Source organism: Streptomyces sp. SAI-170 (genome assembly GCF_049739565.1).
Lineage (GTDB): Bacteria > Actinomycetota > Actinomycetes > Streptomycetales > Streptomycetaceae > Streptomyces.
Genome location: NZ_JBMGQD010000001.1, coordinates 1,274,788 through 1,301,589 on the forward strand (window position 1 = coordinate 1,274,788; position 26,802 = coordinate 1,301,589).

Sequence of the window (26,802 nt, forward strand, 5' to 3'; positions counted from 1 at the left end):
ACACGCGGCGCCGACGCCATCGGTCGTCACAGCAGGAGGAGCATCCCCATGTCGAACCACACCTACCGGGTCACCGAGATCGTCGGCACCTCGCCCGAGGGCGTCGACAAGGCCATCCGCAACGGCATCTCCCGTGCCTCGCAGACGCTCCGGAACCTGGACTGGTTCGAGGTCACGCAGGTCAGGGGCCAGATCGAGAACGGCGACATCGCGCACTGGCAGGTCGGACTGAAGGTCGGCTTCCGCCTCGAGGACAGCGACTGAGCACAGGCCCGCGCAAGAGCCTCGTGCATACGGCCCTCAGGTCCGCCCCTCCCGCTCCTGCGCCACCTTCAGCTCGGCGGAGGGCGTGGCCCAGCGGGCGCGGACGACCGTGAAGCCCGCCCGTTCGGCGTCCTCGCACACCAGCTCGTCGTCGTCCACCAGCATCCGCACCTCACGCGTACGGGCGAGCCGGCGCAGGATCTCCAGCTTGGTGTACCGGGCGGGCCTGCGGTCGGCGTTGCCCCGCATGTGGACGCGCCCCTCGGGCAGTCCGTGCGCCGCGAGCCACTCCAGCGTGTCGCGGCGGCAGCGCTCGGGCCGCCCGGTGAGGTAGACGACCTCGCACTCCTCGGCGCTCCGCACCGCCAGCGCCACGCCCTGCGGGATCGGCGGGTCCTGGGGCGCGGCCGCGAAGAACGCGTCCCAGTTGCGCGGCCTGGTCTCGAGGAAGTGCTGGCGGTGCGCGGTGTCGGCGAGGGTGTTGTCCAGGTCGAACACGGCGAGCGGCCGTCGCGTATCTGAGGTCACACCCGGCAGCCTAGGCCTCCCAGGGCCAGCCCGCGTCCATCCCTCGGGACAGCAGGTCCACCATGGTGAACAGCTGGTCGGAGAAGCCGCCGACCTCGTAGCGGTGCGGCGCGCCGGTGTCGATGGAGGCCTTCGCGTAGCCGGTGGTGTCGATGCCGAACAGGGGCACATGGGCCGGGACAGCCTCGGACACGGACACGTTCCTGCGCTGCCAGCCCCGCGGCCCCCACTCGCGCGCACTGGGGCCGCCGTGGCCCGGGTGGGCGAACGCCTGCATGTCGGACACGATCACCACCCGGTCGTGGCCGCGGTACGCCTGCCTCAGCGCCGCGACCGTCTCGGTGCCGTAGCCGACCTCGCCGACGCGCTCGCAGAACGCCTCGGTCTGCCGCAGCACCGGCCCGCCCTTGACGAGCTCGTGCCGGAAGGCGCGGTCCGCGAAGCCCCACAGGTCGACCTCGCAGCCGCGGGCCGCGAGCGCCACGCCGAACAGGGCGCCGACGTCGACGTGCCGGATCATCGACTTCGCCGACACCTGCCCCAGCATCGAGCCGGAGGTGTCCACCAGCACCAGCGTGCGCCCGGGCAGCGCCGGGACGTTGGCGGTGGACGCGGCGAGCGCGCACTCCAGGGCCTTGTCCCACCTGCCGGACGGCACCATCCGACGGGCGGACAGGAACCGGTACGGGAACTGCCGCGAGCGGCGTACCTCCTCCGGGTCGGCCAGGCGCGCGGCGACCTGCTCGGCGACCGCGTCGCCGACCCCGGCCTCGTCGAAGTTGCGCAGATTGCGGGTGAGCGCCATCAGGCCCATGGAGGGGATGATCGCCTCCCACGCCTCGGCGTCCATCGGCCCCTGGAGCCAGCCCGCCAGCGCCTCCCAGGTCAGACCGGCCGCGGCCAGTCGCTCCCGCCCTTGCGGGGAGGTGAGCAGCGCCCGGCGCTCGTGCACCGGTACGGCCGTCAGCGCGCGGTGCGCGACGAGGGTGGTGTCCGTCTCGGGCACCTCGGCGCCGTCCGGGTGGTGCCGGCGGTCCAGCGCGTACCGGAACAGCTCGCCCTGCCATGGCTTGGCCGGGTCCGGCGAGGCGTGCACCAGGTTCAGGACGTCGCCGAAGCGGAAGTCCTTGGACGCGGTGTCGTACTTCAGCAGCGAGCGGGCGGTGTACAGCCGCCGTACGGCGTCGGCGACACCGCGCTTGACCGGCTTGGGCAGGGCGCGGCCGTAGGCCCGGGTCCAGTGGGCGAGCAGTTCGCCGGGCTCGTCGGCCCGCTGGAGCACGGAGTCGACGACCTGCCGGGAGTACCCGGACAGGCCCGCGTCCAGGCGCGCGTGGACGAACTCGGCGGCGCCCACCAGGGAGGCGGTGCGCATCTGGGCGGAGCCGCGCAGCCAGCCGAGCAGGCCGGCCGTCCACGCGGGGTCCTGGACGGCGAGGCCGCGCACCAGGTCGCGGTAGCGGGTGTCCCTGTCCCCCGCCTTCTCGTAGAAGGTCTGCTGCCCGACCATGTTCACGACCGCCAGCAGGAACAGTTCGCTCCTCGCCTCCCGCACGTGTGCGGCACCGCCCTCGTACGTCGTCGTCCGGGCGCCGGTCGTGGTGACGGGCGCGGACGGGGCGGTGAGGGTACGCGAACGGCGGCTGTTGAAACGGGAAATGGCGGAGCTCCTCGGTGACGGGGGCGGGAAGCCGGGGTTCACCGTAGGAGTGGGCGGCGTGAGCATGCCAGCGAATAAGCGGGAATGCCCGCGCGCGGGCGGCGTTGAACCCTGTGTGACTTCCGTGATCGCCGCGACCCGCTTCTCCGTGCTCGACCGCTCCCGCACCCGCGAGGGCCACCCGCCCGGGGAGGCGCTGCGCGACACCGTGGCGCTGGCGCGGGAGGTGGAGGCGCTCGGCTACCACCGGTTCTGGGTGTCGGAGCACCACGGCGTGCCCGGGGTGGCCGGGTCGGCGCCGACCGTGCTGGCGGCGGCCGTCGCGGCGGCGACGAGCACCATCCGGGTGGGCACGGGCGGGGTCATGCTGCCCAACCACCGGCCGCTGGTCGTCGCGGAGCAGTTCGGGGTGCTGGAGTCGCTCTTCCCGGGCCGTATCGACATGGGCCTCGGCCGCTCGGTGGGCTTCACCACCGGCGTACGCAAGGCACTGGGCCGCGACAAGGAGGACGCGGAGGACTTCGCGGGCCAGCTCCAGGAGCTGCTCGGCTGGTTCCGCGGCACCTCCCCTACGGGCGTGCGCGCCCGGCCCGCGGACGGCCTGAGCGTGCCGCCGTTCGTGCTGGCCATGGGCGAGGGCGCGACGATCGCGGCCGAGGCGGGCCTGCCGATGGTGATCGGCGACCTGCGCAACCGCGAGAAGATGCTGCGCGGCGTCGAGCACTACCGGGACCGCTTCCGCCCCTCCCCCTGGGCGCCCGAGCCGTACGTGGTGATCTCCGGCAACGTCGCCGTCGCGGGCACCCCCGAGCAGGCCCGCCGGCTGCTGGTCCCGGAGGCCTGGTCGATGGCGTACTCCCGGACCCACGGCACCTTCCCGCCGCTGCCGCCCGCCGAGCGCGTCGAGGCCCTCACCATGACCGACCGGGAGCGCGGCTTCTACGAGTCGGGCCTGACCGGACAGCTCGCGGGCACCGAGGAACAGGTCGCCCACGAGCTGGAGACGGTGCTGAAGGAGACGGGCGCCCAGGAGGTCCTGGTGACCACCAGCACCTACGACCGTGACGCCCTGCTGGACTCCTACCGGCGGCTGGCCTCGATCGTCTCCGGGTGATCGCCACCGGCTAGAGTTGCCCCTTATGCACCACCCTCACGACCCGTACGTCCGTGTCCGCGGCGCCCGAGAGCACAACCTGAGGAACGTGGACGTGGACATCCCGCGGGACGTCGTGGCCGTGTTCACCGGCGTGTCCGGCTCGGGCAAGTCGTCGCTCGCCTTCGGCACGATCTACGCCGAGGCACAGCGCCGCTACTTCGAGTCCGTGGCGCCGTACGCCCGCAGGCTGATCCACCAGGTGGGCGCTCCGAAGGTCGCCGAGATCAGCGGGCTGCCGCCCGCGGTGTCGCTGGAGCAGCGCCGCTCGGGGCCGACGTCCCGCTCCTCGGTGGGGACGGTGACGAACCTGTCCAACTCCCTGCGGATGCTGTTCTCCCGCGCGGGCGACTACCCGCCGGGCGCGGAGCGCCTGGACTCCGACGCCTTCTCCCCCAACACCGCGGCCGGCGCCTGCCCCGAGTGCCACGGCCTGGGCCGGGTGCACCGTACGACCGAGGAGCTGCTGGTCCCCGACCCGTCGCTGTCGGTCCGGGAGGGCGCGATCGCCGCGTGGCCGGGTGCCTGGCAGGGCAAGAACCTGCGCGACATCCTCGACGCGCTCGGGTACGACGTGGACCGGCCCTGGCGCGAACTGCCCGCCGAACAACGCGAGTGGATCCTGTTCACCGACGAGCAGCCCGTCGTCACCGTGCACCCGGTGCGGGACGCCGACCGCATCCAACGCCCTTACCAGGGCACGTACATGAGCGCACGGCGCTATGTGATGAAGACGTTCGCGGACTCCAAGAGTCCCACCCTGCGGACGAAGGCCGAGCGCTTCCTGACGGCCGCGCCGTGCGCGGTGTGCGGCGGCAGCAGGCTGCGCCCGGAGGCGCTCGCCGTGACCTTCGCGGGCCGGACCGTCGCCGAACTGGCGGCGCTTCCGCTGGCGGAACTGGCGGCTTCGCTGGAGGGCACCTCCGAGGCGGCCCGGGTGCTCACCGAGGACCTGAAGTCCCGGATCGCGCCGGTCGTCGAGCTGGGTCTCGGCTATCTCAGCCTGGACCGGCCCACGCCCACGCTGTCCGCGGGGGAACTGCAACGGCTGCGGCTGGCCACCCAGTTGCGTTCGGGACTGTTCGGGGTCGTCTACGTCCTGGACGAGCCGTCGGCCGGACTGCACCCGGCGGACACCGAGGCGCTGCTGACCGTGCTGGGGCGGCTGAAGGCGGCCGGGAACTCGGTGTTCGTGGTGGAGCACCATCTGGACGTGGTGCGGGGCGCCGACTGGATCGTGGACGTCGGCCCGCGCGCGGGCGAGCACGGCGGCCGGGTGCTGCACAGCGGCCCGGTGGCGGACCTGGCCGGCGTGGCCGAGTCGGCGACGGCCCACTTCCTCTTCGGCCGCTCCCCGACCCCTGCCCGTGAAGTCCGTTCGCCACGAGGTTGGTTGAAGGTCGGCCCGGTGACCCGGCACAACCTGAAGAACCTCACGGCCGAGTTCCCGCTCGGCGCGTTCACCGCGGTCACCGGTGTCTCCGGGTCCGGCAAGTCCACGCTCATCAGCGAGATCACCGAGGAACTCGACGGTGTGGAGCGGCTGGTGCTGGTCGACCAGCGGCCCATCGGCCGGACCCCGCGCTCCAACCTGGCCACCTACACGGGCCTGTTCGACGTCGTGCGCAAGGAGTTCGCGGCGACGCAGGCCGCCCGGACACGCGGCTACGGCGTGGGCCGGTTCTCCTTCAACGTGGCCGGAGGCCGCTGCGAGACCTGCCAGGGCGAGGGCTTCGTCAGCGTGGAGCTGCTGTTCCTGCCGAGCACGTACACGCCCTGCCCGGACTGCGGCGGGACCCGCTACAACCCGGGCACGCTGGAGGTGACGTACCGCGGGCTGACCGTCGCGCAGGTGCTGGACCTCACGGTGGAGGCGGCCGCGGAGTTCTTCGCCGGCACCCCTGCCGTGGCGCGCAGCCTGCGGGCCCTCCTCGACGTGGGCCTCGGCTATCTGCGCCTGGGCCAGCCCGCGACGGAGCTGTCCGGCGGGGAGGCACAGCGCATCAAGCTGGCGAGCGAGCTGCAGCGGGGGCGACGGGGGCACACCCTGTATCTCCTCGACGAGCCGACGACCGGGCTGCACCCGGCCGACGTCGAGCTGCTCATGCATCATCTGCACGCGCTCGTCGACGCGGGGAACACCGTGGTCGTCGTCGAGCACGACATGGCTGTCGTGGCCGGGGCGGACTGGGTGATCGACCTGGGGCCGGGTGGGGGCGAGGAGGGTGGACGGATCGTGGCTGTCGGGCCACCCGTGGTGGTTTCGGGTTCCTCGGGTGGGCGGACCGCTTCCTATCTGGCTCGTGCTCTGTCCGCCTAGGAACTCGGGGCCTTCTGTCCGATCGCGGGTGCGGGTCGTGTGTGGTTGTTCGCGCAGTTCCCCGCGCCCCTGACGGGCTCGGCTGCCTGGGCCAGGGTGCGGCGGTCGGGGTGGGTGCCCGGCGGGATCAGGGGGAGTATGTCCACCTCGGCGATCAGGCCACGGGCCGTGACCACGCGCCAGACCGACGCGAGCAGGGAGTCGTCGCCGACGAAGGCGGGCCGGGTGGTGGGGGTGCCGTCGGTCAGGCGGTAGCGGATGCCGACCGGCTGGACGGGGACGTTCGCGTCGAGGGCGGCCTGGAACGCCGCCCGGCGGAAGCGGCCCTGGGCGCGGCCGCACCAGGTGCTGCCCTCGGGGAAGACCCCGACGGCCGCGCCGGCGCGCAGCACCTCGGCGAGCCGGGCGACGGTGGCGGGCAGGGTCCGCAGCCGGTCGCGGTCGATGAACACCGCGCCGCGCGCGGCCAGCGCCCCGGCCACGGGCCACTGGCGTATCTCCCGCTTGGCCAGCATGCGGGCCGGGCGTACGGCGGCCAGCAGCGGGATGTCCAGCCAGGAGATGTGGTTGGCGACCAGCAGCAGCCCGCCGCTGGGCGCGGCGCCGCCGGTGATGCGCACCCGTACGCCCGCCGCCCGCACGATCCACCGGCACCAGCGCCGTACGGCGGCGGCGGGAAGCCTCGGGCCGAACGGCGACAGCACGATCCCGGTGAGGATCAGCGCGACGACCGCCGTGATGCGCAGCGCGCCGCGTACGACGGCCGGAGCGGACGTTCCCGCCGCCTCCATGCACGCCCGCGGGGTGCAGGGCGCGCTGGGCAGCCAGACGCTCATCAGGCCGGGACGAGCGAGAGGAAGTGCTTCAGATAGCGCGGGTCGACCCGGCGCATCGACAGCAGCACATAGAGGTCCGCGACCCCGAAGTCCGCGTCGTGCGCGGGCTCGCCGCACACCCAGGCGCCGAGGCGGAGGTAGCCGCGCAGGAGCGGAGGGAGCTCGGTGCGTCCGGTGGGCCGGGTCACGCCCTCGGCGTTCCACGGCAGCCGCGGTCGTACCCGGAACTCCTCCGGCGCCAGGTGCTTGGCCTGCACCCGGTCCCAGGTGGCGGCGGCGAGGGCGCCGCCGTCGGCGAGGGGCAGGGAGCAGCAGCCGGCCAGCCATTCGTGGCCGCCGTCCACCATGTACCGGGCGATGCCGGCCCAGATCAGTCCGATGACGGCCCCGTCGCGGTGGTCGGGGTGCACACAGGACCGTCCGACCTCGACCAGTCCGGGCCGGACGCCGTCCAGCCGGGACAGCTCGAACTCGCCCTCGGAGTACAGCCGCCCGGCGATCGCGGCCCGCTCGGGCGGCAGCAGCCGGTAGGTGCCGACGACCTCGCCGGTCGAGGTGTCCCGGACCAGCAGGTGGTCGCAGTACGCGTCGAACGCGTCGATGTCGAGGCCCGGCTGCGGCGTGGCCAGCAGGGCCCCCATCTCCCCCGCGAAGACGTCGTACCGCAGCCGCTGCGCGGCCCGTACGTCGTCCTCGTCGCGGGCCAGACTGACGGTGTAGCGCGTGGGTGTGAGCGTACTGACGCCGGACATGGCTCTCTCCTGGGCACGGGCCGGTGGAGCGGGGCTTGGGGACATCCCAGTTCTTCCGACCCGGGTTGGCGTGTACGTGACCAATGCCAGGAGAGCGGATGTGAGAAAGCTGAACGACGCCTACCTCAGGGGCGCGGGGAACGGCACCCCGAAGACGGCCTCAACAAGCCACGGCGCTACCGCTTGACCTTCCGAACAGCCCGCAGCCACTCCTTGTTCATACCGGTGATGGACACCAGAGGAATCCCCTTGGGACAGGCCGTCGCACACTCACCGGTCAGCGTGCACCCCCCGAACCCCTCCTCGTCCATCTGCGCCACCATGTCCAGCACCCGCGTCTCCCGCTCGGGCGCCCCCTGGGGCAGCACATTGAGATGGTTCACCTTCGCCGACGTGAACAGCATCGCCGCCCCGTTGGGACACGCCGCCACACACGCCCCGCACCCGATGCACTCGGCGTGCTCGAACGCGAGGTCGGCGTCCGGCTTGGGCACCGGCGTGGCATGGGCCTCGGGGGCCGAGCCGGTCGGCGCGGTGATGTATCCGCCGGCCTGGATGATCCGGTCGAACGCCGAGCGATCAACGACCAGATCCTTGATCACCGGGAACGCCGACGCCCTCCACGGTTCGATATCGATCGTGTCGCCGTCCTGGAAGGACCGCATGTGCAGCTGGCAGGTGGTGGTCCGCTCGGGCCCGTGCGCGTCCCCGTTGATGACCAGCGAGCACGCGCCGCAGATGCCCTCGCGGCAGTCGTGGTCGAAGGCCACGGGGTCCTCACCGCCCAGGATGAGCTCCTCGTTGAGCGTGTCCAGCATCTCCAGGAAGGACATGTCGGGCGAGATGCCGTCCACCTCGTACGTGGACATGGTGCCGTCGGCGTCGGCGTTCTTCTGCCGCCAGACGCGCAGGGTGAGCTTCATGCGTAGCTCCGCTGGGTGGGGTGGACGTACTCGAAGACCAGGTCTTCCTTGTGCAGGACGGGCGCCTCGCCGGTGCCGGTGAACTCCCAGGCGGCGGCGTAGGCGAACTCCTCGTCCCTGCGGGCGGCTTCGCCGTCCGGGGTCTGGGACTCCTCGCGGAAGTGGCCGCCGCAGGACTCGGCGCGGTGCAGCGCGTCGAGGCACATCAGCTCGGCGAGCTCCAGGTAGTCGACGATGCGGTTGGCCTTCTCCAGCGACTGGTTGAACTCCTCGCCGGTGCCGGGCACCTTGATGCGCCGCCAGAACTCCTCGCGGATCTGCGGGATGCGCTCCAGGGCCTTGCGCAGCCCGGTGTCGGTGCGGGCCATGCCGCAGAACTCCCACATCAGCTCGCCGACTTCGCGGTGGAAGGAGTCGGGGGTGCGGTCGCCGTCGACCGCAAGCAGCCTCCCGATACGGTCCTCGGTCTCGGTCAACGCCTCGCGCACGGCGGGGTGTTCGGCTGTGACCGAACCCTGGTGCGGGTTGCGGGCGAGGTAGTCGTTGATCGTGGCCGGCAGCACGAAGTAGCCGTCGGCCAGGCCCTGCATCAGCGCGGACGCGCCGAGCCGGTTGGCACCGTGGTCGGAGAAGTTGGCCTCGCCGATCGCGAACAGGCCCGGGACGGTGGTCTGGAGGTCGTAGTCGACCCACAGTCCGCCCATGGTGTAGTGCACGGCCGGGTAGATCCGCATCGGCACCTCGTACGGATCCTCGTCGGTGATCCGCTGGTACATGTCGAAGAGGTTGCCGTACTTCGCCTCGACGGCCGCCCTGCCCATCCGCTTGATGGCGTCGGCGAAGTCCAGGTACACGCCCTGGCCGCCGGGGCCGACGCCCCTGCCCTCGTCGCAGACGTTCTTCGCGGCGCGGGAGGCGATGTCGCGCGGGACGAGGTTGCCGAAGGACGGGTAGATGCGCTCCAGGTAGTAGTCGCGCTCGTCCTCGGGGATCTGGTGGGCCGGGCGGGTGTCGCCCTTGGCCTTGGGCACCCAGATCCGTCCGTCGTTGCGCAGCGACTCGCTCATCAGCGTGAGCTTGGACTGGTGGTCGCCCGTGCGTGGGATGCAGGTCGGGTGGATCTGCGTGAAGCAGGGGTTGGCGAAGTACGCGCCGCGCCGGTGCGCCCGCCAGATCGCGGTCGCGTTGGAGTTCATGGCGTTCGTCGACAGGTAGAAGACGTTGCCGTAGCCGCCGCTCGCCAGCACCACGGCGTCCGCGAAGTACGTGTCGATACGGCCGGTGATCAGGTCACGGGCGACGATCCCGCGCGCCCGTCCGTCGACGACGATCAGGTCGAGCATCTCGGTGCGCGGATGCATCTCGACGTTGCCGGCCGCGATCTGCCGGCTCAGTGCCTGGTAGGCGCCGAGGAGGAGCTGCTGGCCCGTCTGGCCGCGGGCGTAGAAGGTGCGGGACACCTGGACGCCGCCGAAGGAGCGGGTGTCGAGCAGGCCGCCGTACTCGCGGGCGAAGGGGACGCCCTGCGCGACGCACTGGTCGATGATCTCGACGGAGATCTGCGCGAGGCGGTGCACATTGGACTCGCGGGCGCGGAAGTCGCCGCCCTTGACGGTGTCGTAGAACAGGCGGTGGACGGAGTCGCCGTCGTTGCGGTAGTTCTTCGCCGCGTTGATGCCGCCCTGGGCCGCGATGGAGTGCGCGCGGCGCGGGGAGTCCTGGTAGCAGAACTGGACGACGTGGTAGCCCTGTTCGGCGAGGGTGGCGCCGGCCGAACCCCCGGCCAGGCCGGTGCCGACGACGATCACCGTGTGCTTGCGCCGGTTGGCGGGGTTGACCAGCTTGGCCTCGAAGCGGCGCTTGTCCCAGCGCTCGTGGATCGGGCCGGAGGGCGCCTTGCCGTCGGTCAGCGGCGCGCCGGTCTCGTAGTCCGCGAAGGTAGTCATGTTCAGCTCACCAGTCCGGTCATCACGCCCACGGGTACGGCGACGAAGCCGGCCGTGAGCAGCAGGGCGAGGACGTTCGCGATCGTCTTCAGGGCGCGGTCGCGGGTGCGGCTGCCGGCGCCGAGGGTCTGGGCGGCGCTCCAGAAGCCGTGCCGGACGTGCAGGCCGAGGGCGAGCATCGCCACGAGGTAGATGGCGTTGCCGTACCAGGTGGAGAAGGTGTCCACGACGTTCTGGTACGGATGCCCCTCCTGGAAGCCGCCCGGGTGGACCTGGCCGGTGGTCAGGTCCAGCACGTGCCAGACGATGAACAGGCCGAGGATGATCCCGCCCCAGCGCATCGTGCGGGTCGCGTAGCTGGAGCGCGGCTTGCGGTGCGCGTACTTGCTCGGCCGTGCCTTGATGTCGCGCCGGCTGAGCTGGTAGGCGGACACGGCGTGCGCGACCACGGCGACGAGGAGCACCACGCGGATGAGCCAGAGTGTCCACTCATAGTGCATGAAGGGCTCGCCGACCGTGCGCAGCCAGTGGCCGTAGTGGTTGAACTCGTCCGGGCCGAAGAAGATCTTGAGATTGCCGATGACGTGGGCGACCAGGTACAGCAGCATGATCACGCCGCTGACGGCCATCACTGTCTTCTTGCCGACGGAGCTGTCCCAGATCGTGCGCGCCATGGACGGCCGTCGGTCCGTCCGCGTTGCCAGAGCCATGGGTCACGACGTTAGGGCCGCGACTCCCCATCGGTCCAAGACATGGTCCGGCTCGTTTCGATAGGCGCTGGCTATGATGGTGGCGTGCAGTTCCATCAGCTCCAATACTTCGTGGCGGTCGCCGAGACCCGGCACTTCACCCGGGCCGCGGAGGCCGTCCATGTCGCCCAGCCCTCGCTGTCGCAGCAGATCAAGGCGCTGGAGCGGGAGCTGGGCGCCGACCTGTTCCAGCGGGCCCGCGGCAACATCACGCTGACCGACGCGGGCGAGGCGCTGCTGCCGCTGGCACGGCGCATCCTCGCCGACGCGGACACCGCACGGCACGAGGTGCAGGAGCTGGTGCAGCTCCAGCGGGGGCGGGTGCGGCTGGGGGCGACGCCGAGTCTGTGCACCGGCCTGCTGCCCGATGTGCTGCGCGCCTTCCACGACCGCTATCCCGGCGTCCGCCTGCAGATCGAGGAGGGCGGCTCCCTCGATCTCGTACGGCAGCTCGCGCGCGGTGCGCTCGATCTGGCGCTGGTCGTGCTGCCGCTGCCGACGCCCGCGCCGGCGCTGACGACGGTCGAGCTGCTGCGGGAGGACCTGGTCGTGGTGTCCTCGCCGGACGCGCCACGCCCGGGAGGCGGGCGGCGTGCGGTGGCCGTCGCCGATCTGGAGGGCGAGCGGCTGGTGATGTTCCGGCACGGGTACGACCTGCGGGAGCTGACCGTCGCGGCGTGCCGCTCGGCCGGGTTCGAGCCGGACTTCGCGGTCGAGGGCGGCGAGATGGACGCCGTGCTGGGGTTCGTGCGGGCGGGGCTGGGGGTGGCCGTCGTACCGAAGATGGTCGCCGCACGGTCCGGGCACGGGCTGCGCGTGACACCGCTGGCCCGGCCCGGGCTGCATCGCACGATCGCGCTGGCCCACCGCAGCGACGTCGCTCCGCCGCGGGCCGCCCGTGAGCTGCAGCGGATGCTGCTGGAGCGCTGACCCGCTACCGGGCAGCCCTGCGCTGCGCCGCCGCGGCGCGTACGGCGTCCAGCGGGATGCCGGCCTGTTCGCACAGCGTGGCCAGGTCGAAGTAGATCGTCTCGCCGGCCATCAGCCCGTCCCGGAACGGCACGACGTTCGCGAAGGCCACGTCGAAGCTGCCGCCGCCGGGCGGGACGCCGAGCCAGTCGCCGCGGCTCGTTCCGCGCAGCCGGCCCCACACGGCGACGACGTCGTCGCCGAAGGCGATGCCCTCGTCCTCGGGGGCGAGGTCGGGGAACGCGACGAAGTACTGCTGCGCGTAGGCCGCGCGGACCGCGTCGCGGCCCTGGCTGCGCAGGCCCAGGGACTTCGTCTCCAGGAAGCAGTCGTCGACGAACGTCCGCAGGATGCCGTCGATGTCGCGGGCGGCCTCCGCCTCCCGGTGGGCCTCGAAGAGGCGGCGCATGTGGGTGACGTCCATGTCCGCGGTCCCTCCGCTCATGGCCCCGGTACCCCCACCTCGATCGTAGGCAGGAGGGCACCGGACAGCCACCGCTCAGCCCCGGGCGTCCGCCAGTGCCAGTTCGTGCAGGCGTTCCGGCGGGCCCGGGCGGGCGTAGTACCAGCCCTGGGCCGTGTCGCAGCCCAGTATCCGCAGCTGCTCGGCCTGGGCTCCGGTCTCGACGCCCTCCACCGTGACCGCCAGGTCCAGGCTGTGGGCGAGAGAGACGATTCCCTCGACGATCTTCAGGTCGACGGGGTCGGCCGGGAACTGCTGCATGCCCTGGGTGAAGGAGCGGTCCAGCTTGAGGACGCTGACCGGCAGGCGGCGCAGGTTCGCCAGGTTCGAGTAGCCGGTGCCGAAGTCGTCCAGGGCGATGTCGACGCCCATCTCGGCCAGCCGGCGCAGCGGTTTGAGCAGGTCGTCGTCGGCGCCGATGAGGGCGGACTCGGTGACCTCCAGGCACAGGGCGTCCGGGGTGACGCCCGCGGCCTCCAGGATGTCGACGGTGTCCTGGACCAGGCCGGGGTGGTTGAGCTGGCAGGGCGAGAGGTTGACGTTGATGCGCAGCGGGCCGGCGTCGGTGTCGGCGTAGCGCTCGCGCCACTCCCGGGCCTGACGCACCGACTGCTCCAGCACCCAGCGGCCCAGCGGGACGATGAGGCCGGTGTGCTCGGCGAGCGGGATGAACCGGTCCGGGCCGAGCACGCCGTGCTGCGGGTGCAGCCAGCGCACCAGGGCCTCCGCGCCGCGGACGCTGCCGTCGCCGAGGTGGACCAGCGGCTGGTACTCGATGAAGAACTCGCCGCGTTCCAGGGCCGCGGGCAGCGCCGTGGTCAGACCGTGACGGGTGATCGCGCGGGCGTCGGCCTCCGGGTCGGCCAGCTCGCAGCGGTTGCCGCCCGCCGACTTGGCCCGGTACATCGTGATGTCGGCGCTGCGCAGCACCTCCGCCGGGCTGCGCCGGCCGCCGGCCGGGCCCTCCACGATGCCGATGCTGCCGCGTACGGTCAGCTCGCGGCCCTCGATCCGGACGGGGGCGAGCAGCACGTTCTGGATGCGGGCGGCGAGTTCGTCGACCTCCCGCTCGGTGTCCGGACCGGTCGTCAGCGCCACGAACTCGTCACCGCCCAGACGGGCGACCATCTCACCGGGCGCCGTGGCGCAGGACTGCAGCCGGTCGGCGACCTCGACGAGCAGCCGGTCGCCGGCCGCGTGGCCGAGGCTGTCGTTGATGGTCTTGAAGCCGTCCAGGTCGAGGTAGCACAGGCCGAAGCGCTGGTCCGGAGCGGCGTTGAGGGCCTTCTCCAGGCGTTCGAAGAACAGGGTGCGGTTGGGCAGGCCGGTCAGCGCGTCGTGGGTGGCCTCGTAGCGCAGCCGCAGGTTGAGCAGCCGGCGCTCGGTGGTGTCCTCCATCAGCGCCAGCTGGTACTGCGGGCGCCCCTCGGGGTCGCGCAGCAGGGACACCGTGAGGTTGGTCCACAGGACCGTTCCGTCAGGCCGGTAGAAGGCCTTCTCGATGTGGTAGTGCTCGCGCTCGCCGCTCACCAGCTCCTCGTACAGCCGCCACACCTGCGGGGCGTCCTCGGCGTGCGTCCACTCGCGGACGTTGCGGCCGCGCACGTTCTGCTCGAAGCCGCCGAACATGCGCAGCAGGGCGTCGTTGACCTCGAGGATGTTGCCGTCCAGGTCGGCGATGCCGATCCCTATGGCCGCGCCCTCGAACACCGCGCGGAAGCGGGCCTCGCTGGCGTGCAGGGCCTGCGCCACCACACCCTGGGCGCGCAGCGCGGCCTGGGCGATGGACTCCTGCTCGGCGAGGGTGCGTTCGCGCAGGGCCTGGGCGAACCCGGCGGCCATGGAGTGCTGCAGGCGCGCCGAACGGGCCCGCAGGTCCTCCTGGGGGCCGTCCTCGCCGCAGTAGAGCACCAGATAGGCGTCGACGCAGTCCAGGGTGCGGCTGAGCACGTCCGGGTCGGTGCAGTGGGCGGCGACCAGCGCCGCGCCGACCGCCCGGCCCTCGGCGGCGTCGAAGGCCCTGGCCCGCAGTGCCTCGCTCAACCGGCGGGCGAGCGGCAGCAGTTGCTCCTCGAACTCCGGCCGGGTCAGGGACGTCACGGTGACCGGGAAGACCGCGCGGCTCCAGATCGTCGCGAACCGGCGCAGTCTGCCCTCCGGCCCGTCCGGCTCCGCGATCACGCCGAACGCCCCACGCCCGCGAACCCCGAGAACGCATATGGGTCCTCGTCCTCCGGTGCGGTGTCGGGCCGCCAGTGCGGCATCGGCACCAGTCCGGGTTCCACCATGTCGTACCCCTCGAAGAACCGCGCGACCTCGTCGCGCGAGCGCATGATCAGCGGGTTGCGAATGTCCCTGTATACGTCCACCGCACCCTCGGCCCGCTCCGCGGGCAGCGGGATTCCCTCGTACGAGGCATGCGTGAGGATCAGCATGCTGCCGGGCGCGAGCGCGTCGCGCAGCTCGGCCACCGCCTGGTACGGGTCGTCCGCGTCTTCCACGAAGTGCAGTATGGCAACGAGCAGAAGCGCCACCGGACGGTTCAGGTCGATCAGCCGCTCCACCTCGGGGGCGGCGAGGATGTCGTGGGGCTTCCTGAGGTCGGCCGCGACCACGCCGGTGTCGGTGTCGCCCTCCAGGACCGCGTGGCTGTGCGCGACGGCCACCGGGTCGTTGTCGACGTAGACGACACGCGCGCCGGGGCGGGCCCGCTGCGCCACCTCGTGGACGTTGCCGAAGGTCGGGATGCCGGAGCCGATGTCGAGGAACTGGGTGATGCCCTCGTCGGCCGCGAACCGCACCGCGCGCCGCATGAACGCCCGGTTCGCCTGCATGATCTTCGGCAGGCCCGGCATGAACTCCATCGCCTTTCGGGCCGCTTCCCGGTCGACCTCGAAGTTGTGCGAACCGCCCAGATAAAAGTCGTAGATCCGGGAGACGCTGGGCACCGAGATGTCGATGCTCCGTGGGGCCCAGGCGGGACGCTCCATCTATCTCTCCAAGGCGTAGGCGATCCGGTGTTCGAGCAGAGGCTACTGATCGCCCGCCAAAGGAGCGAGCGGAAACGGAAATTGACCATCCGTTCCCGGTCACTGCCTGCGGCATGTGCCGAATTGACGTCCGCTAAACCCTTGCAAACACACCAAAGCGGTCCGCCCCTCCGTGGGGGCGGAGAGGCGGACCAGGGCAAGCAGCCGGTTACTCCTTCGGAGCGCCGATCGGCTTGCCGTCGGGCGCCACGGCGTACCAGGTTCCGCCGACGCCCTGGCCGTTGGTGTCACCGGGGGCCTTGTCACCGGAGAAGGTGTAGATCGGCCAGCAGTTGACCGTCTGCTGCTTCGCTCCATCGGGGCGGGTGAAGCTCATCAGGCCCTTCTTCTGCACGCCCTTGGTGTCGTTCGCGGCGACCGGCTCGACGGCCGGCCACTTCTCCAGACAGGCGCCGGTGCACGCGGAGACCGGCTTCGGCCAGGCCTCGTCCTTCATGAAGCGGTAGACCGTCATGCCATTGCGGTCCACGACGATCTCGCCGAGCTTCGGGTCGTTACGGGTGGACAGTCCGGGCAGATCGGCCAGTTTCGCCTTCTTGCCGTCGGGGGCCAGCGCGAACCAGGTGCCCTTCACGCCCTGGCCGTTGGTGTCGCCGGGGTTGACGTCCTTGGCGTAGCGGTAGGCCGGCCAGCCGCCGACGGTGAGCTGCTTGCTGCCGTCGGGGCGGGCGACCTCACCGAGCAGCGCCGGGTCGACACCCTCGCCGGCGCTGGCGTCGTCCGCGAGGACCGGGGGCCAGGCCGTGGCACAGTCGCCGTCGCAGTTGGTCTTGGGCGGCTCCGCGGTGTCCTGGTCGAAGCGGTACAGCGTGCGGCCCGCGCTGTCGGTGAGCACCTGCCCCAGCTCGGCGTTGGTCGCCACGGCGAGCTTGCCCGCGCTCTCGGCCGCGACCGGCTGCCCCTCCTGCGCGGTCCCGCCCGTTCCGGTGTCGTACCCGCCACCGGAGCCCACGCCGTACCCACCGGCCGGCGCGGCCGCCCCCACATTCTGACTGGCCGGCTGCGCGCCCTCTTCCTGACCGCACGCCGTCGTCAGCGCCAGCACGGCCACGGCACCCGCCACGAACGAGGCGCTCCGCCAGGAGGTCTTCATCGTCAACTCCCCATGATCCCAAGGATGTTACGGCGAGCCATTACCGCCACCGCACGGCATGAGGTACGGGGCGGGGGGCGGGGATGTTCAACCGGGAGGGGATTTCTTTGCAACCCGGCACCCCTGGTACGCCCGGCACCCCCGGTACGCCCGGCACCCCCGGCTCCCCTGGCACGCCCGGCACCCCCGGCGCGCCCGCGCCACCGAGACGGTTCCGCGTCAACCCTCTTCAAACCACCCCGCCCACTCTGTCCCCCATTTGGGGCAATCGCCCCGGCGCCGGGCATGGCGGGCACGGGAAGGGCCCATGATCTCCGTCGTGCATGGACCCCAACCGACCCGTCGCGCCGTCGCCGTGCGCGTGCTGGCTCTGACGGCCCTGACGTGGGCGCTGGTGGGTGCGCCGACCGGAGTCGCGACGGCCGACGCGTGCGCCTGGGCCTCGACGGGGCCCGGGGGCACGGAGGCCGGCGCGGTCGCGGGCAGTGGCGGCACGCAGGCGTTCGCGGTCGCGGGCATCAGCGGCGACGGGACGCAGGCGTTCGCGGTCGCGGGCGTGAGCGGCGACGGGACGCAGGTTGTCGCGGTCGCGGGCAGCGGCCCGACCTGGCCCGTCCCGCCGCCGTGCCCGAAGCCGCCCCCTCCCCCGCCGTGCCCGGAACCGACACCGACGCCCACCCCCAGCCCTACGCCGACGCCGACGCCCACGCCGACGCCCCCGAAGCCGACGCCCACCCCGACCCCGACGCCTCCTCCCCCGAAGCCCCGGCCCACACCCGCCCCGGCGCTCCCACCCCCACCCGCTCCGGCACCCCCGCCGGCACCCACTCCGTCAGCCACACCCACCCCCAAGCCGACGCCGACCCCGACACCCAGGCCCACACCCACACCCACGCCCCACCCCTCGGCGACCCCCGTCACCTACCCGCCGTACAAGCCCCCTCGGCAGCAGCGGGTGTCGCACGACGGGAACTCGCCGATGACCTTCGTCCTGCTCATCACCGTTCCCGCGGTGATCGCCGTGGCCGCGCTGCGGGCGCGCTGATCCCTGGAGGCCTCTGTTGCCGGAATGGCTTGTTCTCACCCTCGCGATGCTGGCCGCCTGTGCCGTGGTGGTCACGCTCGCCCTCGTGCGCAACCGTGCGGCGAACGACGACGAGGACCCCAGCGAGACCCCGGACGTCATCGAGTACATGACGATGTGGATCGGCGTGGTGTACGCCATCGTCCTGGGCCTGGCCATCGCCGGTGTCTGGGAGGCCCGCAGCGCCGCGCAGGAGCATGTGCGGGCCGAGGCGCAGGCGCTGCACGAGGTGTCGGAGCGGGTCCGGGTCTATCCGGTGGAGGTCCGTGACCGGATCCGGAACGACGTCAACACGTATGTCGGACATGTCGTGGACGCCGAGTGGAAGCACATGTCGGACACCGGCAAGGTCACCGAGCGGGGCGACGAGCTCCTGGAGCGCATCCGCGCCGACGTGACCGACTACGAGCCGGCCGACGACTTCGAGGCGCAGGCGTACCAGCCGCTGGTGGACCAGGTGGCCGCGGCCGACCAGGCGCGCAGCGCCCGGGCCACCTCGACCGGCGCGACCATGCCGGGGGTGGTGTGGTTCGGACTGCTCGCGGGGGCCGTGATCACCATCGGTATGGTGCTGGCGCTCCAGATCCGGCGGACACCGCGCGAACTCGTCCTCGCGGGGCTGTTCTCCGCGCTCATCGCCTTCCTGCTCTTCCTCATCTGGGACTTCGACGCCCCCTACAGCCGGGGCATCACGGCGTCGGTGGAGCCGTTCCTGCATCTCTTCCCGGGCGTGCGGAACTGACGGGGCCGCACCGTCCGGGCCCGGGGCCGGCCGCCACGCCGCCGGTGTCCCCCGGGCGGCGCACGCCCATGCCCCATTCGCCCGACTGCGTTCGCGCACCTGTGCGTACCTTCCTAGCGTTTCGGTCATCGAGGTGCATTGATGGCGCAAGCGGAAAAGGTCCGCGGCTGCTCCTCGGGGACCGGAGGATTCACCATGCGCGCGATACGCGTCGCTTCGGCCGCACTGCTGGGCCTCAGCGCTCTGGGCTGTTCCGCGCCGAGCGCCCTCGCGGAGGGCGACGGGAACATCACGCCGTTCGGCTTCAGCGTCATGCCCACGACGATCGCCGCGGGCGGCCAGGTCACCCTGCGCGTGGACCGGGACAACGGCGGCTGCAGAGGCACGGTCACGGTGACGTCGGGCATCTTCGACACCGTCTCCATCCACTCGGGCCACTCCTCGGCCTCCACGACGGTCGACTGGGAGGCCAGGGCCGGGGCGATCTACCGGGTGACGTTCACCTGCGACGGGGTGAGCGGCTCCACGGACCTGACCATCGCCGGCGGCCGGCCGGTCGGTCCCACGCCGGTGCCGCTGTCGCCGCCCCGGGGCGTGCACGCCGGTGAGGGCGGCAGCCTCGCCGGGTTCGACCTCAAGGAGATCGGACTGGGTGCCACGCTCATCGCGGGCTCGGTCGGAGCGGCGTACTACTTCTCGCGCCGCCGTACGGGCGAGGACGGCGCCTGACCCCGCCGGACCGGCCTGCCGCCGCCTGACCGCCGCCCGCACGGACTTCGCCCCCGGAAACTGGGATCCGGGGGCGAAGTCCGTTGCCGTCACGTGCGAGTCGGACGAAAGGGGCCGTCGAGGGCGTGGCCGAGGTCAGATGCGCTTCTCGGCGCGGCGGCGCATCCAGAAGACGCCGCCGCCGATCGCGGCCGCCGCCACCAGGCCGGCGCCGATGGCCATGTCGGTCGGAGTGGCACCGCTGGTGCTGCTGCCACCGAGACCACCGCGCACACCACCGATGACGGTGAAGGCGTTGTCGCGCGTCAGCGGCTGGCGGCCCTGGCAGTGGACCGTGATGCTGTACGACCCGGGGGCCGCGTTGCTGTTGATGGTCGCGGTGCCCCTCGCCGTCTGGTTGGCACCGTTGATGGGTTCGAGGCGGGTCGCCGGGAAGGCGCTCGAGGTCGCCGTGCCGCCGCGCGGGCAGCCGTCGACGGTGATCGTCATCTGTCCGCCGCGCGCGACGACACTGGGCAGGGCGACGATGTTGCTGACGATGTTGCCGAAGCCGTCACCGCCGCTGGGTCCGCCGCCATTGCCACCGTTGCCACCACCGGGGTTGCCGCCGCCGTTGCCACCACCGGGGTTGCCGCCACCGTTGCCACCGCCAGGGTTGCCGCCGCCGTTGCCACCGCCTGGGTTGCCGCCACCGTCACCGCCGCTGAACCCGCCGCCGTTCCCACCGCCGTTGCCACCGTTGAAGCCGGGGTTGGCGCCGCCGAGGCCGGAACCGTCCCAGGCGACGGCCGCGGGGGCGGCGAGTGCGAATGCGGCGACCGCGGCGGCTGAGACCGCCAGGGCACGAGAGTTACGCATGTGATCCTCCGCGGAAGGCGCCCCGGGGCCCGTCCCCGGTCGATCGGCGAGAGAACGCCTCCCACGAAAGACCCTCAGATGCCTTGCGCACGCCCGCATTTCGGCAATGGTCCGTATCGGTGAGGCGACACGCCGAAAGAAAACCGCACAATCGGATATTGCCGCAGGTCACGGACCGTCAGAAAATTCCTGTTCCGCGCTACTCGGATGGCGCACCGTTCACCCCGATGCATAACCCGTTCGTCGCTGCCCCGTCGCCGGTTCCGCGTGCGGCCCTTAGCGTTCTCGTATGCGCGAAATGACGTGGCGACGGCCGCGTCGAGAGGGGATGGCGAATGTCTGCGTCCGAGCTGGCGGCCGAGCTGGCCGAAGAGGAGGAGCGGCGGAAGAAGCGCGCCCCCTGGGGCGTGATAGCGCTTGTTCTGCTGACCGGTCTCGCGCTCATTCGCAACGGGTCCGGGGAATTCGACGTGGGCCCGCCGCAGCCGGCGTCCGCGGCGGCCGCCGACAGCCGCACCGTGCCGGGCAGCACCTTCGGCCAGGCCCCGGACCCGCTGCCGTACGCCGTGCCCGACCGGGTGCGGATCCCGGCGATCCAAGTCGACGCGCCGATCATGCCGGTCGGTCTGGACGCGGACGGCTGGGTGGGCGCGCCGCCGCCCGAGGACCCGAATCTGGCGGGCTGGTTCACGGGTGCCGTCGCCCCCGGCGAGAAGGGCACGGCGGTGGTCGTCGGACATGTCGACAACAAGCAGGGTCCCGCGGTGTTCTACGGCCTCGGGGCGCTGAAGAAGGGAAATCGCGTCGAGGTCGCCCGGCAGGACGGCAGGACGGCCGTGTTCGAGATCTACGGCATCGAGGTTTTCGAGAAGAACGACTTTCCCGGCGACCGCGTGTACGCCTCCAAGGGCGCCGCGGAATTGCGGGTCATCACCTGCGGCGGCGGTTTCTCCCAGCAGAACGGCTACGACGGGAACGTGGTGGCCTTCGCCCGCCTGGTCGAGGTTCGCTGAGCGTCACCCCGGCCGGGCGGGCGGGCCCCGTCGTCAGGCGTAGTGCCGGCGCGGCACGGTGATGTGATAGCCGGAGTCCAGCAGTTGGGGCAGATAGTCGCGCAGGGCCCGGACACTCTGGGAGCGGTCGCCCCCCGCGTCGTGCGAGAGCACCACGACGCCGGGGGCGGCGCCGTTCTCGACGCGGCGCGTGATCGTGCGGGTGCCGGGGGTGGTCCAGTCGAGGGTGTCGACGGTCCAGGCGAGCGGCTCCATGCCGAGCTCGGCGCCGAGCTGGAAGGCGGCCCGGTTCCAGGCGCCGTAGGGGGCGCGGAACCACTCGGGGCGGTCGCCGTAGGCCTCCTCGATGACGTCGCAGGTACGTTCCATCTCGTCCCGGATGCGGGAGCGGCTGAGGCGGGTGAGCAGGGGGTGGGACCAGGTGTGGTTGCCGACGACATGCCCCTCGTCGGCCATCCGCGCGAGCAGGTCCTGGTTGCAGGAGGCCATCTCGCCGCACACGAAGAACATCGCGCGTACGTCGTAGCTGCGCAGGGTGTCGAGGATGTCGGGGGTGTAGCGGGGGTCGGGGCCGTCGTCGAAGGTCAGCACCATGGTCCGGCCGCGTCCGGAGACCTGGAGCAGTGGCTCGTGGCGCACCAGGGTCCGGTGGGGCGCGCTGCGGGGCGGGCCGTAGCCGGTGAGCGGCTGGAGGCGGTAGGCGGACGGCTTCATCGGGACCCGGTGGGCCGGGGCGCCGGACGCGGGGGCCACGGGTGCGGCGGGCTCTTTGCCCAGCGTGAGCAGCCCGGCCGTACCGGCCGCACCGACGGCGGCCGCGCCGGCGATCAACACCCGGCGCCTGCTGAACAACTGATCCTTCTTCATGACTCATCAGTCGCCCCGTGGAAGGGTGCCGCACCACCATGCCACCGGTGCGGCGGCGTGATTGCACCCGCTTGGCCCAGCCGGAGCGGTACCGCCCCGGTCCTGCCCCGCGGCTGCCGGAGGGAGGGGTTCCGATAGCCTCTCGCTGTGACAGAACAGCACCAGTTCGAGCGGGGCACCGACGGGCCCAAGGTCATCCTGGTCGGCGTGGACGGCTCGGACTCCTCGCTGCGGGCCGCCGCCTACGCCGGCGGTCTGGCACGGCGGCAGCGCGCGCTGCTGACCGTGGTGTACGTGCAGCCGGTGATGGCGGCCGGGGCGGCGCTGGGCGTGCCGGTGGCGGAGGCGACCGGCGAGATCGCCGATGAACTCGTGGCGCAGATCCGCGAGGCGGCCGAGCGGGTCAAGGGGATATTCGACGTGCGCTGGGAGTTCCACACCTTCCGCGGCGACCCCTACAACGGCCTGGCGCAGGCGGCCGACGAGCTCAAGGCGGACGCCGTGGTCGTCGGCGCCTCGGAGCAGGCCGGCCACCGTATCGTCGGCTCGGTGGCGATCCGGCTGGTGAAGGCCGGGCGGTGGCCGGTGACGGTCGTGCCGTAGCGGGAGCGGGGGCGCTACTCCCCCATCACCAGGCCGTCCTTCGCCGCGCCCCGGCTGAGGACCACGTCCCGGATCCGGTCGCGTACGGCGGTGACGTCGGCGCCCTGCTCGAGCGCGGCGTTCAGGTTGACCACCCGGCCCGCGTCGATGTCGAACAGCTGCGGCACGAACTCGGCCCTGGTGACATCCCAGCGGCCCCCGGGCCGGGCGGGCGGGGCGAAGGTGAAGCGGCCGAGGGTGGACTGGTTGCCGCGTGGGTCGAGGGCGCCCTGGTAGTTGTACATCTCGCCGGCTACCTGGTCGCCCATGCCGTAGATCACCCAGGTGCCGTTGACCTTCTCGTACGCCTGCGGGACATGGGCGTGCGTGCCGAGGACCAGGTCGATGTCGGGGCGGCCGTCGGTGCGGGAGGCGGTGAGGGTGCGGGCGAGAGTGAGCTGGCGGTCGTCGGGCTCGTCCTGCCATTCGGTGCCCCAGTGCACGGAGACGACGACCACGTCGGCGCCCGCCTGCCGGGCCGCGCGGGCGTCGGCGATCATCTTCTGCTCGTCGATCAGGTTGACCGCCCAGGGCTGTCCGGCGGGCAGCGGGTAGCCGTTGGTGTCGTAGGTGTAGGCGAGGTGGGCCACCCTGGCGTCACCGGCCGACAGGACGGTGACCGTGCGGGCCTCGCCCTCGGTGCGGGCGCTGCCGGCGTGCCGTACGCCTTCCCGGTCGAGGGCGTCCAGGGTGCGCCGGATGCCTTCGGTGCCGTCGTCGAGGCTGTGGTTGGAGGCGGTGGAGCAGCTGTCGTAGCCGGTGGCGGCGAGGCCGCGGGCGACCTCGGGCGGGGACTTGAACGCCGGGTAGCCGGTGTAGTCGCCGTCGGCGCCGTAGACGGTCTCCATGTGACACAGCGCCACGTCGGCGCGGGAGACGACGGGTTCGATCCCGGCGAGCATGGGCCGGAAGTCGTAGCCCGTGCCGCCGGCGTCGAAGCGGGCCCGTTCGATGATCGAGCTGTGCGGGAGGACGTCGCCGGAGGCGACGAGGGTGAAGCCACGCGGGTCGGCAGCGGTGGGCGCCGGGCGGCCGGGGTGCGCCGGGGATTCCCGATGCTGGGCCTGGCAGGCGGCGCCCGCGGCGAGGAGGGCTGTCAGGGCGAGGGCGACCTGTCGTCTGCGAGCGATCATCCGTTCACCTCTATTTAGTGATATTTACTCACCAATACGTACGAAGGTGATCTCCGGCGCAAACGACTCGCCCGCCCCCTTTAACCCGTCCGGTCCGCGCGGACGGGGCTGTCCGGGACCGTTCGTCGAACCGTTCGTCGACGCGTTCGACCGTCCGCCGCACTTCCGTGCGCGCTCCCTGTCCCGGCGCGCACCCCTGCGATTGCCTTCGGCCATGACGGCCGCGACCACACTCACCACCGGGACGACGACCGCCGAGCACGAGCTCGCCGCACTGCAGCGGGAGCACGGCCGGCCCCTCTTCGCGCTGCTCCTGCGGCTCTGCGACGGCGACCGGCAACGCGCCGAGGACCTGGTGCAGGAGACGCTGGTGCGCGCCTGGCAGCATCCCGAGGCGCTGCGCGCCGACGCCTTCGAGTCCGTACGGCCGTGGCTGCTGACCGTGGCCCGGCGGCTCGCCATCGACGCGCGACGGGCCCGGCAGGCGCGTCCGGCGGAGGTCGGGGACGCCGTGCTGGAGAGCGCCCGGGTGTGCGCCGATCATGCCGAGCGGTCGGCCGCGACGGTCGATGTGCGCGAGGCTGTGAAGACACTCACTCCGGAGCACCGTGAAGTCCTGGTGCTGGTGTATTTCCAAGGGGCGAGTGTGGCGGAAGCGGCGAAAACGCTGGGGATCCCGCCCGGTACCGTGAAGTCCCGCGCGTACTACGCGCTGCGCGCCCTGCGCCGGGTGCTTCCGGGTTACGCGGCCGACCTGCGGTGAAACCGACCGTCTGGTCAAGCCTCCGTAAAGCGCCTTGCCCAGGACCCCGGTTGAGTAATCGGCTGTCCTCATCCGTGTTCCGGAAGGGTCTCTCATCCGACGGGACCGGGGGTCGGGCGACGCGCACGCACCGGAGGAAGGCAGGAAGGGATGCTTCACAGAGGTCAGAGCACGGACGGGCAGGGCGGCGGCGAACTCGCCGTCCCCATGGCCTGGTTGTACGCCGAGTACATCGCCGACGAGCTGCTGCGGTCCGGCGACCTCATGCCGCCGACGTCCTTCGAGTTCCGCGCCGGCCGTGACGCGCTGGCGCTCACCGTCTTCCTCTCCGACACCGAGGGCGAGCTGTCCGGCATCCGGGTGGTCACCCAGCTGGAGACCTGGCTGTCCCTGACCGCGTACGACCAGCCGTGGCAGGACTGGGTCGGGGACCGGATGGCCGAGCTGACCGCGGAGGCGGCCGCGGCCGGCGCAGGTGTCCCCACCCCCGACCTGGACCTCGCCGCGGCGGCCTGGCGCTGGCTGGAGGAGACGGAGCTCCTCGCCCCCGACCTGAACGCGGTGCCGGGCGGCGCCACGGGCGAGGAGGACGGCCCCAAGGTCTGGACCCCGGCCTGGCAACTGGGCCTGCCACTGGGCCACCTCGCCATCAGCCTCTTCTGATTCGGCCTCTTCCGTCTCCGAGTCCGACTCCGAATCCGACTCTGTGTCCGTCTCCGACGCGGGCGGGCACCGCGCCCGCGAGGCGGCCCGACCGGGCCCGGACCGACCCGATCCGGCCCCGCCCCGTCACGATCCCGACTTTTTCCGGTGCGCGGCCAATCCGCCGCCCCGACCGCTCCGAATCCTCTGGGCCGGGATTCCCGCGTGGCTTGAGTGATTCGGCGGTGCGGTGCGTACGGGTGGGAGCAAGGAGTAACCCCACCCGCACTCAACGGCACGAGGATTCGGCATGAGGTCCCTGGAGAGGCATCGCGACGTCGCCGCCTACGCGCTCGGCGTGCTGGACGAGGCGGAGGCCTTCCGCTTCGAGGACCACCTCATGGAGTGCGCCCGCTGCACCGCGCACGTGACCGAATTCGGCCCGGCGACCCGGCAGTTGATGCTGTACCGCCGGGCCACGCCCCGGTGGGTGCACCCGCTGGCGGGCGCCGGCCCGCGGCTGCTGGACCGGCTGATCGCCGAGGTGGCCGCACGGCATCGGGCGCGGCGCCGCCGGACCCTGTACGCCGTGGCCGCGTGGGTGGTGCTGGCCGTGGCCGGGCCGGTGATCGCCGCCACGGCCGGGGGCGGCACCGGGGCCGTGCAGGCCTCGGCCACCGACGAGCGGTCGGGGGTGTGGGCCCGGGTGACCTCCGCGGACGAGCCGTGGGGCAGCCAGGTGGCGCTGGAGGTCAAGGACGCGGCCGGTCCGCGCGCCTGCCGCCTGGTGGCCGTGGGGCGCGACGGCTCCGAGGAGACCGTCACCAGCTGGACCGTGGCGCCGCGCGACGCCCGCCCCACGTCGATGCAGGGCGGCGCGGCCCTGCATCCCGACGAGATCGCCCGCTACGAGGTGCGGACCGCGACCGGGGAACGCCTGGTCACGATCCCCGCCCCGTGAGCCCGCGGCTCAGCCCTTGAAGTCGACCTCCGCCGTCGCCACGGTGCCCGCCGTGCGGCCCGGCGCGCGCTGGCCCTTCCAGTAGAAGTTGGTGTGCGCGATCACCTCGGCCGGGCTCGGGGCGCCGTACGCGCTCAGGTCCTCCGTGGTGTGGGCGTCGCCGACGAGGAAGACGTCGTAGCCACGGGTGAAGGCGCCGTGGACGGTGGAGCGTATGCAGACGTCGGTCTGCGCGCCCGTGACGAAGAGGCGTCCGATGCCCCGCTCGGCCAGCACCGCCTCCAGATCGGTGTCCTCGAAGGAGTCCCGGTAGCTCTTGTGCACCAGGGGCTCGGAGTCCCGGCGGACCAGCTCCGGCACGAACCTCCAGCCCTCGCTGTCGCGCGGCAGCCCCTCGTCGGAGTGCTGCACCCAGACCACGTCGACGTCCTCGGCCCGGGCCCGGTCGATCAGGGTGGCGATGTTGGCGGTGACGCCCTCGCGGTCGTGGGCCGCGGCCATGACGTCCTGCTGGAAGTCGATGACGACCAGGGCGCTGTTCGGGCGGTCGGGCAAGGTGGTCACGGTGCCTCCCGGTTCGGATCCCTCACCTGTGGATCATGTGCCGCCCAGCGTAGGACACCCCACTGACAGTCCCTCCGTGCGCGGGCGCCGTCCCCGGT

At 72.2% G+C, this 26,802-nt stretch carries 27 protein-coding genes; 12 read left to right on the forward strand and 15 right to left on the reverse strand.

What is annotated here, in order from left to right; translation table 11 throughout:
- The first annotated feature begins 48 nt into the window (after nt 1–48).
- Nucleotides 49–264 carry a dodecin gene (locus tag RKD23_RS05875; protein ID WP_404031316.1) on the forward strand — a complete coding sequence of 72 codons (216 nt, stop codon included), beginning with the start codon at nt 49–51 and terminating at the stop codon, nt 262–264.
- A 36-nt stretch (nt 265–300) separates the two neighbouring features.
- Here RKD23_RS05875 and RKD23_RS05880 read toward each other — a convergent pair whose 3' ends face one another.
- Both RKD23_RS05880 and RKD23_RS05885 read right to left on the reverse strand, forming a co-directional pair.
- A complete protein-coding gene (locus tag RKD23_RS05880; RefSeq protein ID WP_424852661.1) occupies nt 301–792 on the reverse strand; it encodes an LNS2 domain-containing protein in 492 nt (163 codons plus the stop codon).
- 10 nt (nt 793–802) lie between these two features.
- Nucleotides 803–2,452, reverse strand: a complete 1,650-nt coding sequence (locus tag RKD23_RS05885; protein ID WP_424858170.1) for a TROVE domain-containing protein — start codon at nt 2,450–2,452, stop codon at nt 803–805.
- 115 nt (nt 2,453–2,567) lie between these two features.
- On the opposite strand from RKD23_RS05885, the gene RKD23_RS05890 reads away from it, so the two are divergent.
- Nucleotides 2,568–3,566, forward strand: coding sequence for an LLM class flavin-dependent oxidoreductase (locus tag RKD23_RS05890; protein ID WP_424852662.1), 999 nt, complete (start codon nt 2,568–2,570; stop codon nt 3,564–3,566).
- A 25-nt stretch (nt 3,567–3,591) separates the two neighbouring features.
- The gene (locus RKD23_RS05895; RefSeq protein WP_424852663.1) at nt 3,592–5,925 is read left to right on the forward strand and encodes an ATP-binding cassette domain-containing protein; all 2,334 of its coding nucleotides are present in this window, start codon (nt 3,592–3,594) and stop codon (nt 5,923–5,925) included.
- Here RKD23_RS05895 and RKD23_RS05900 read toward each other — a convergent pair.
- From RKD23_RS05900 to RKD23_RS05920, 5 genes are all read right to left on the reverse strand, one after another.
- Nucleotides 5,922–6,761 (reverse strand): lysophospholipid acyltransferase family protein, encoded by an 840-nt coding sequence (locus RKD23_RS05900; RefSeq protein ID WP_424852664.1) that lies wholly within the window; start codon nt 6,759–6,761, stop codon nt 5,922–5,924. The genes RKD23_RS05895 and RKD23_RS05900 overlap by 4 nt on opposite strands.
- Entirely contained in the window at nt 6,761–7,513 is a 753-nt protein-coding gene (locus RKD23_RS05905) for a GNAT family N-acetyltransferase (RefSeq protein ID WP_424852665.1), read from the reverse strand. Before RKD23_RS05905 ends, RKD23_RS05900 begins: the two co-directional genes overlap by 1 nt.
- A gap of 176 nt (nt 7,514–7,689) precedes the next feature.
- Entirely contained in the window at nt 7,690–8,436 is a 747-nt protein-coding gene (locus tag RKD23_RS05910; protein ID WP_424852666.1) for a succinate dehydrogenase/fumarate reductase iron-sulfur subunit, read from the reverse strand.
- The gene (locus RKD23_RS05915) at nt 8,433–10,382 is read right to left on the reverse strand and encodes a fumarate reductase/succinate dehydrogenase flavoprotein subunit (RefSeq protein WP_424852667.1); all 1,950 of its coding nucleotides are present in this window, start codon (nt 10,380–10,382) and stop codon (nt 8,433–8,435) included. The genes RKD23_RS05910 and RKD23_RS05915 overlap by 4 nt, the downstream gene beginning before the upstream one ends.
- A gap of 2 nt (nt 10,383–10,384) precedes the next feature.
- Nucleotides 10,385–11,056, reverse strand: coding sequence for a succinate dehydrogenase (locus RKD23_RS05920; RefSeq protein WP_424858171.1), 672 nt, complete (start codon nt 11,054–11,056; stop codon nt 10,385–10,387).
- Nucleotides 11,057–11,176: 120 nt separating this feature from the next.
- Between RKD23_RS05920 and RKD23_RS05925 the strand changes: the two genes are divergently transcribed.
- The gene (locus RKD23_RS05925) at nt 11,177–12,061 is read left to right on the forward strand and encodes a LysR family transcriptional regulator (protein WP_404031347.1); all 885 of its coding nucleotides are present in this window, start codon (nt 11,177–11,179) and stop codon (nt 12,059–12,061) included.
- A gap of 4 nt (nt 12,062–12,065) precedes the next feature.
- Here the strand turns inward: RKD23_RS05925 and RKD23_RS05930 are convergent, their stop codons facing one another.
- From RKD23_RS05930 to RKD23_RS05945, 4 genes are all read right to left on the reverse strand, one after another.
- Nucleotides 12,066–12,545: an ester cyclase gene (locus RKD23_RS05930; protein WP_424852668.1), complete on the reverse strand. Its 480-nt coding sequence runs from the start codon at nt 12,543–12,545 to the stop codon at nt 12,066–12,068.
- Between the two features lie 54 nt (nt 12,546–12,599).
- On the reverse strand, nt 12,600–14,744 hold the full coding sequence (locus RKD23_RS05935) for a putative bifunctional diguanylate cyclase/phosphodiesterase (RefSeq protein WP_424852669.1): 2,145 nt from the start codon (nt 14,742–14,744) through the stop codon (nt 12,600–12,602).
- Nucleotides 14,741–15,553, reverse strand: coding sequence for an SAM-dependent methyltransferase (locus RKD23_RS05940; RefSeq protein ID WP_424852670.1), 813 nt, complete (start codon nt 15,551–15,553; stop codon nt 14,741–14,743). The genes RKD23_RS05935 and RKD23_RS05940 overlap by 4 nt, the downstream gene beginning before the upstream one ends.
- A gap of 208 nt (nt 15,554–15,761) precedes the next feature.
- Nucleotides 15,762–16,706, reverse strand: coding sequence for an SCO0930 family lipoprotein (locus tag RKD23_RS05945; protein ID WP_424852671.1), 945 nt, complete (start codon nt 16,704–16,706; stop codon nt 15,762–15,764).
- Nucleotides 16,707–17,025: 319 nt separating this feature from the next.
- Here RKD23_RS05945 and RKD23_RS05950 point away from each other — a divergent pair, with 319 nt between their 5' ends.
- The 3 genes from RKD23_RS05950 to RKD23_RS05960 all read left to right on the forward strand — a co-directional run bounded on the left by RKD23_RS05950 (nt 17,026) and on the right by RKD23_RS05960 (nt 19,261).
- Nucleotides 17,026–17,751, forward strand: a complete 726-nt coding sequence (locus RKD23_RS05950) for a hypothetical protein (protein WP_424852672.1) — start codon at nt 17,026–17,028, stop codon at nt 17,749–17,751.
- A 16-nt stretch (nt 17,752–17,767) separates the two neighbouring features.
- Nucleotides 17,768–18,532, forward strand: coding sequence for a DUF4239 domain-containing protein (locus RKD23_RS05955; protein ID WP_424852673.1), 765 nt, complete (start codon nt 17,768–17,770; stop codon nt 18,530–18,532).
- Nucleotides 18,533–18,727: 195 nt separating this feature from the next.
- Complete coding sequence (locus RKD23_RS05960) at nt 18,728–19,261, forward strand: hypothetical protein (protein WP_424852674.1); 534 nt, start codon at nt 18,728–18,730, stop codon at nt 19,259–19,261.
- A 135-nt stretch (nt 19,262–19,396) separates the two neighbouring features.
- Here RKD23_RS05960 and RKD23_RS05965 read toward each other — a convergent pair whose 3' ends face one another.
- Nucleotides 19,397–19,801: a hypothetical protein gene (locus RKD23_RS05965; protein ID WP_424858172.1), complete on the reverse strand. Its 405-nt coding sequence runs from the start codon at nt 19,799–19,801 to the stop codon at nt 19,397–19,399.
- Nucleotides 19,802–20,454: 653 nt separating this feature from the next.
- Here RKD23_RS05965 and RKD23_RS05970 point away from each other — a divergent pair.
- Nucleotides 20,455–21,132: a class F sortase gene (locus tag RKD23_RS05970; RefSeq protein ID WP_404031371.1), complete on the forward strand. Its 678-nt coding sequence runs from the start codon at nt 20,455–20,457 to the stop codon at nt 21,130–21,132.
- A gap of 33 nt (nt 21,133–21,165) precedes the next feature.
- Here RKD23_RS05970 and RKD23_RS05975 read toward each other — a convergent pair whose 3' ends face one another.
- The gene (locus tag RKD23_RS05975; RefSeq protein WP_424852675.1) at nt 21,166–21,999 is read right to left on the reverse strand and encodes a polysaccharide deacetylase family protein; all 834 of its coding nucleotides are present in this window, start codon (nt 21,997–21,999) and stop codon (nt 21,166–21,168) included.
- A gap of 147 nt (nt 22,000–22,146) precedes the next feature.
- Here RKD23_RS05975 and RKD23_RS05980 point away from each other — a divergent pair, with 147 nt between their 5' ends.
- Nucleotides 22,147–22,602: a universal stress protein gene (locus RKD23_RS05980; RefSeq protein ID WP_424852676.1), complete on the forward strand. Its 456-nt coding sequence runs from the start codon at nt 22,147–22,149 to the stop codon at nt 22,600–22,602.
- Nucleotides 22,603–22,616: 14 nt separating this feature from the next.
- On the opposite strand, the gene RKD23_RS05985 is transcribed toward RKD23_RS05980, so the two are convergent.
- Complete coding sequence (locus RKD23_RS05985; protein WP_424852677.1) at nt 22,617–23,774, reverse strand: CapA family protein; 1,158 nt, start codon at nt 23,772–23,774, stop codon at nt 22,617–22,619.
- A gap of 214 nt (nt 23,775–23,988) precedes the next feature.
- On the opposite strand from RKD23_RS05985, the gene RKD23_RS05990 reads away from it, so the two are divergent.
- The 3 genes from RKD23_RS05990 to RKD23_RS06000 all read left to right on the forward strand — a co-directional run bounded on the left by RKD23_RS05990 (nt 23,989) and on the right by RKD23_RS06000 (nt 26,140).
- Nucleotides 23,989–24,537, forward strand: a complete 549-nt coding sequence (locus RKD23_RS05990; protein ID WP_404031382.1) for a sigma-70 family RNA polymerase sigma factor — start codon at nt 23,989–23,991, stop codon at nt 24,535–24,537.
- A 150-nt stretch (nt 24,538–24,687) separates the two neighbouring features.
- Nucleotides 24,688–25,200, forward strand: a complete 513-nt coding sequence (locus RKD23_RS05995; protein ID WP_424852678.1) for a hypothetical protein — start codon at nt 24,688–24,690, stop codon at nt 25,198–25,200.
- A 289-nt stretch (nt 25,201–25,489) separates the two neighbouring features.
- The gene (locus RKD23_RS06000) at nt 25,490–26,140 is read left to right on the forward strand and encodes a zf-HC2 domain-containing protein (protein WP_424852679.1); all 651 of its coding nucleotides are present in this window, start codon (nt 25,490–25,492) and stop codon (nt 26,138–26,140) included.
- 9 nt (nt 26,141–26,149) lie between these two features.
- Here the strand turns inward: RKD23_RS06000 and RKD23_RS06005 are convergent, their stop codons facing one another.
- Nucleotides 26,150–26,704 carry an isochorismatase family protein gene (locus RKD23_RS06005; protein WP_424852680.1) on the reverse strand — a complete coding sequence of 185 codons (555 nt, stop codon included), beginning with the start codon at nt 26,702–26,704 and terminating at the stop codon, nt 26,150–26,152.
- Between the last annotated feature and the right edge of the window lie 98 nt (nt 26,705–26,802).

Bases quoted from the DNA above. Each gene is read 5' to 3' on its own strand.
- RKD23_RS05875 (WP_404031316.1), top strand. From the start codon at position 49: ATGTCGAACCACACCTACCGGGTCACCGAGATCGTCGGCACCTCGCCC.
- RKD23_RS05895 (WP_424852663.1), top strand. From the start codon at position 3,592: ATGCACCACCCTCACGACCCGTACGTCCGTGTCCGCGGCGCCCGAGAG.
- RKD23_RS05900 (WP_424852664.1), bottom strand. From the start codon at position 6,761: ATGAGCGTCTGGCTGCCCAGCGCGCCCTGCACCCCGCGGGCGTGCATG.
- RKD23_RS05905 (WP_424852665.1), bottom strand. From the start codon at position 7,513: ATGTCCGGCGTCAGTACGCTCACACCCACGCGCTACACCGTCAGTCTG.
- RKD23_RS05910 (WP_424852666.1), bottom strand. From the start codon at position 8,436: ATGAAGCTCACCCTGCGCGTCTGGCGGCAGAAGAACGCCGACGCCGAC.
- RKD23_RS05915 (WP_424852667.1), bottom strand. From the start codon at position 10,382: ATGACTACCTTCGCGGACTACGAGACCGGCGCGCCGCTGACCGACGGC.
- RKD23_RS05920 (WP_424858171.1), bottom strand. From the start codon at position 11,056: ATGGCGCGCACGATCTGGGACAGCTCCGTCGGCAAGAAGACAGTGATG.
- RKD23_RS05930 (WP_424852668.1), bottom strand. From the start codon at position 12,545: ATGAGCGGAGGGACCGCGGACATGGACGTCACCCACATGCGCCGCCTC.
- RKD23_RS05940 (WP_424852670.1), bottom strand. From the start codon at position 15,553: ATGGAGCGTCCCGCCTGGGCCCCACGGAGCATCGACATCTCGGTGCCC.
- RKD23_RS05945 (WP_424852671.1), bottom strand. From the start codon at position 16,706: ATGAAGACCTCCTGGCGGAGCGCCTCGTTCGTGGCGGGTGCCGTGGCC.
- RKD23_RS05960 (WP_424852674.1), top strand. From the start codon at position 18,728: ATGCGCGCGATACGCGTCGCTTCGGCCGCACTGCTGGGCCTCAGCGCT.
- RKD23_RS05970 (WP_404031371.1), top strand. From the start codon at position 20,455: ATGTCTGCGTCCGAGCTGGCGGCCGAGCTGGCCGAAGAGGAGGAGCGG.
- RKD23_RS05975 (WP_424852675.1), bottom strand. From the start codon at position 21,999: ATGAAGAAGGATCAGTTGTTCAGCAGGCGCCGGGTGTTGATCGCCGGC.
- RKD23_RS05985 (WP_424852677.1), bottom strand. From the start codon at position 23,774: ATGATCGCTCGCAGACGACAGGTCGCCCTCGCCCTGACAGCCCTCCTC.
- RKD23_RS05990 (WP_404031382.1), top strand. From the start codon at position 23,989: ATGACGGCCGCGACCACACTCACCACCGGGACGACGACCGCCGAGCAC.
- RKD23_RS05995 (WP_424852678.1), top strand. From the start codon at position 24,688: ATGCTTCACAGAGGTCAGAGCACGGACGGGCAGGGCGGCGGCGAACTC.
- RKD23_RS06000 (WP_424852679.1), top strand. From the start codon at position 25,490: ATGAGGTCCCTGGAGAGGCATCGCGACGTCGCCGCCTACGCGCTCGGC.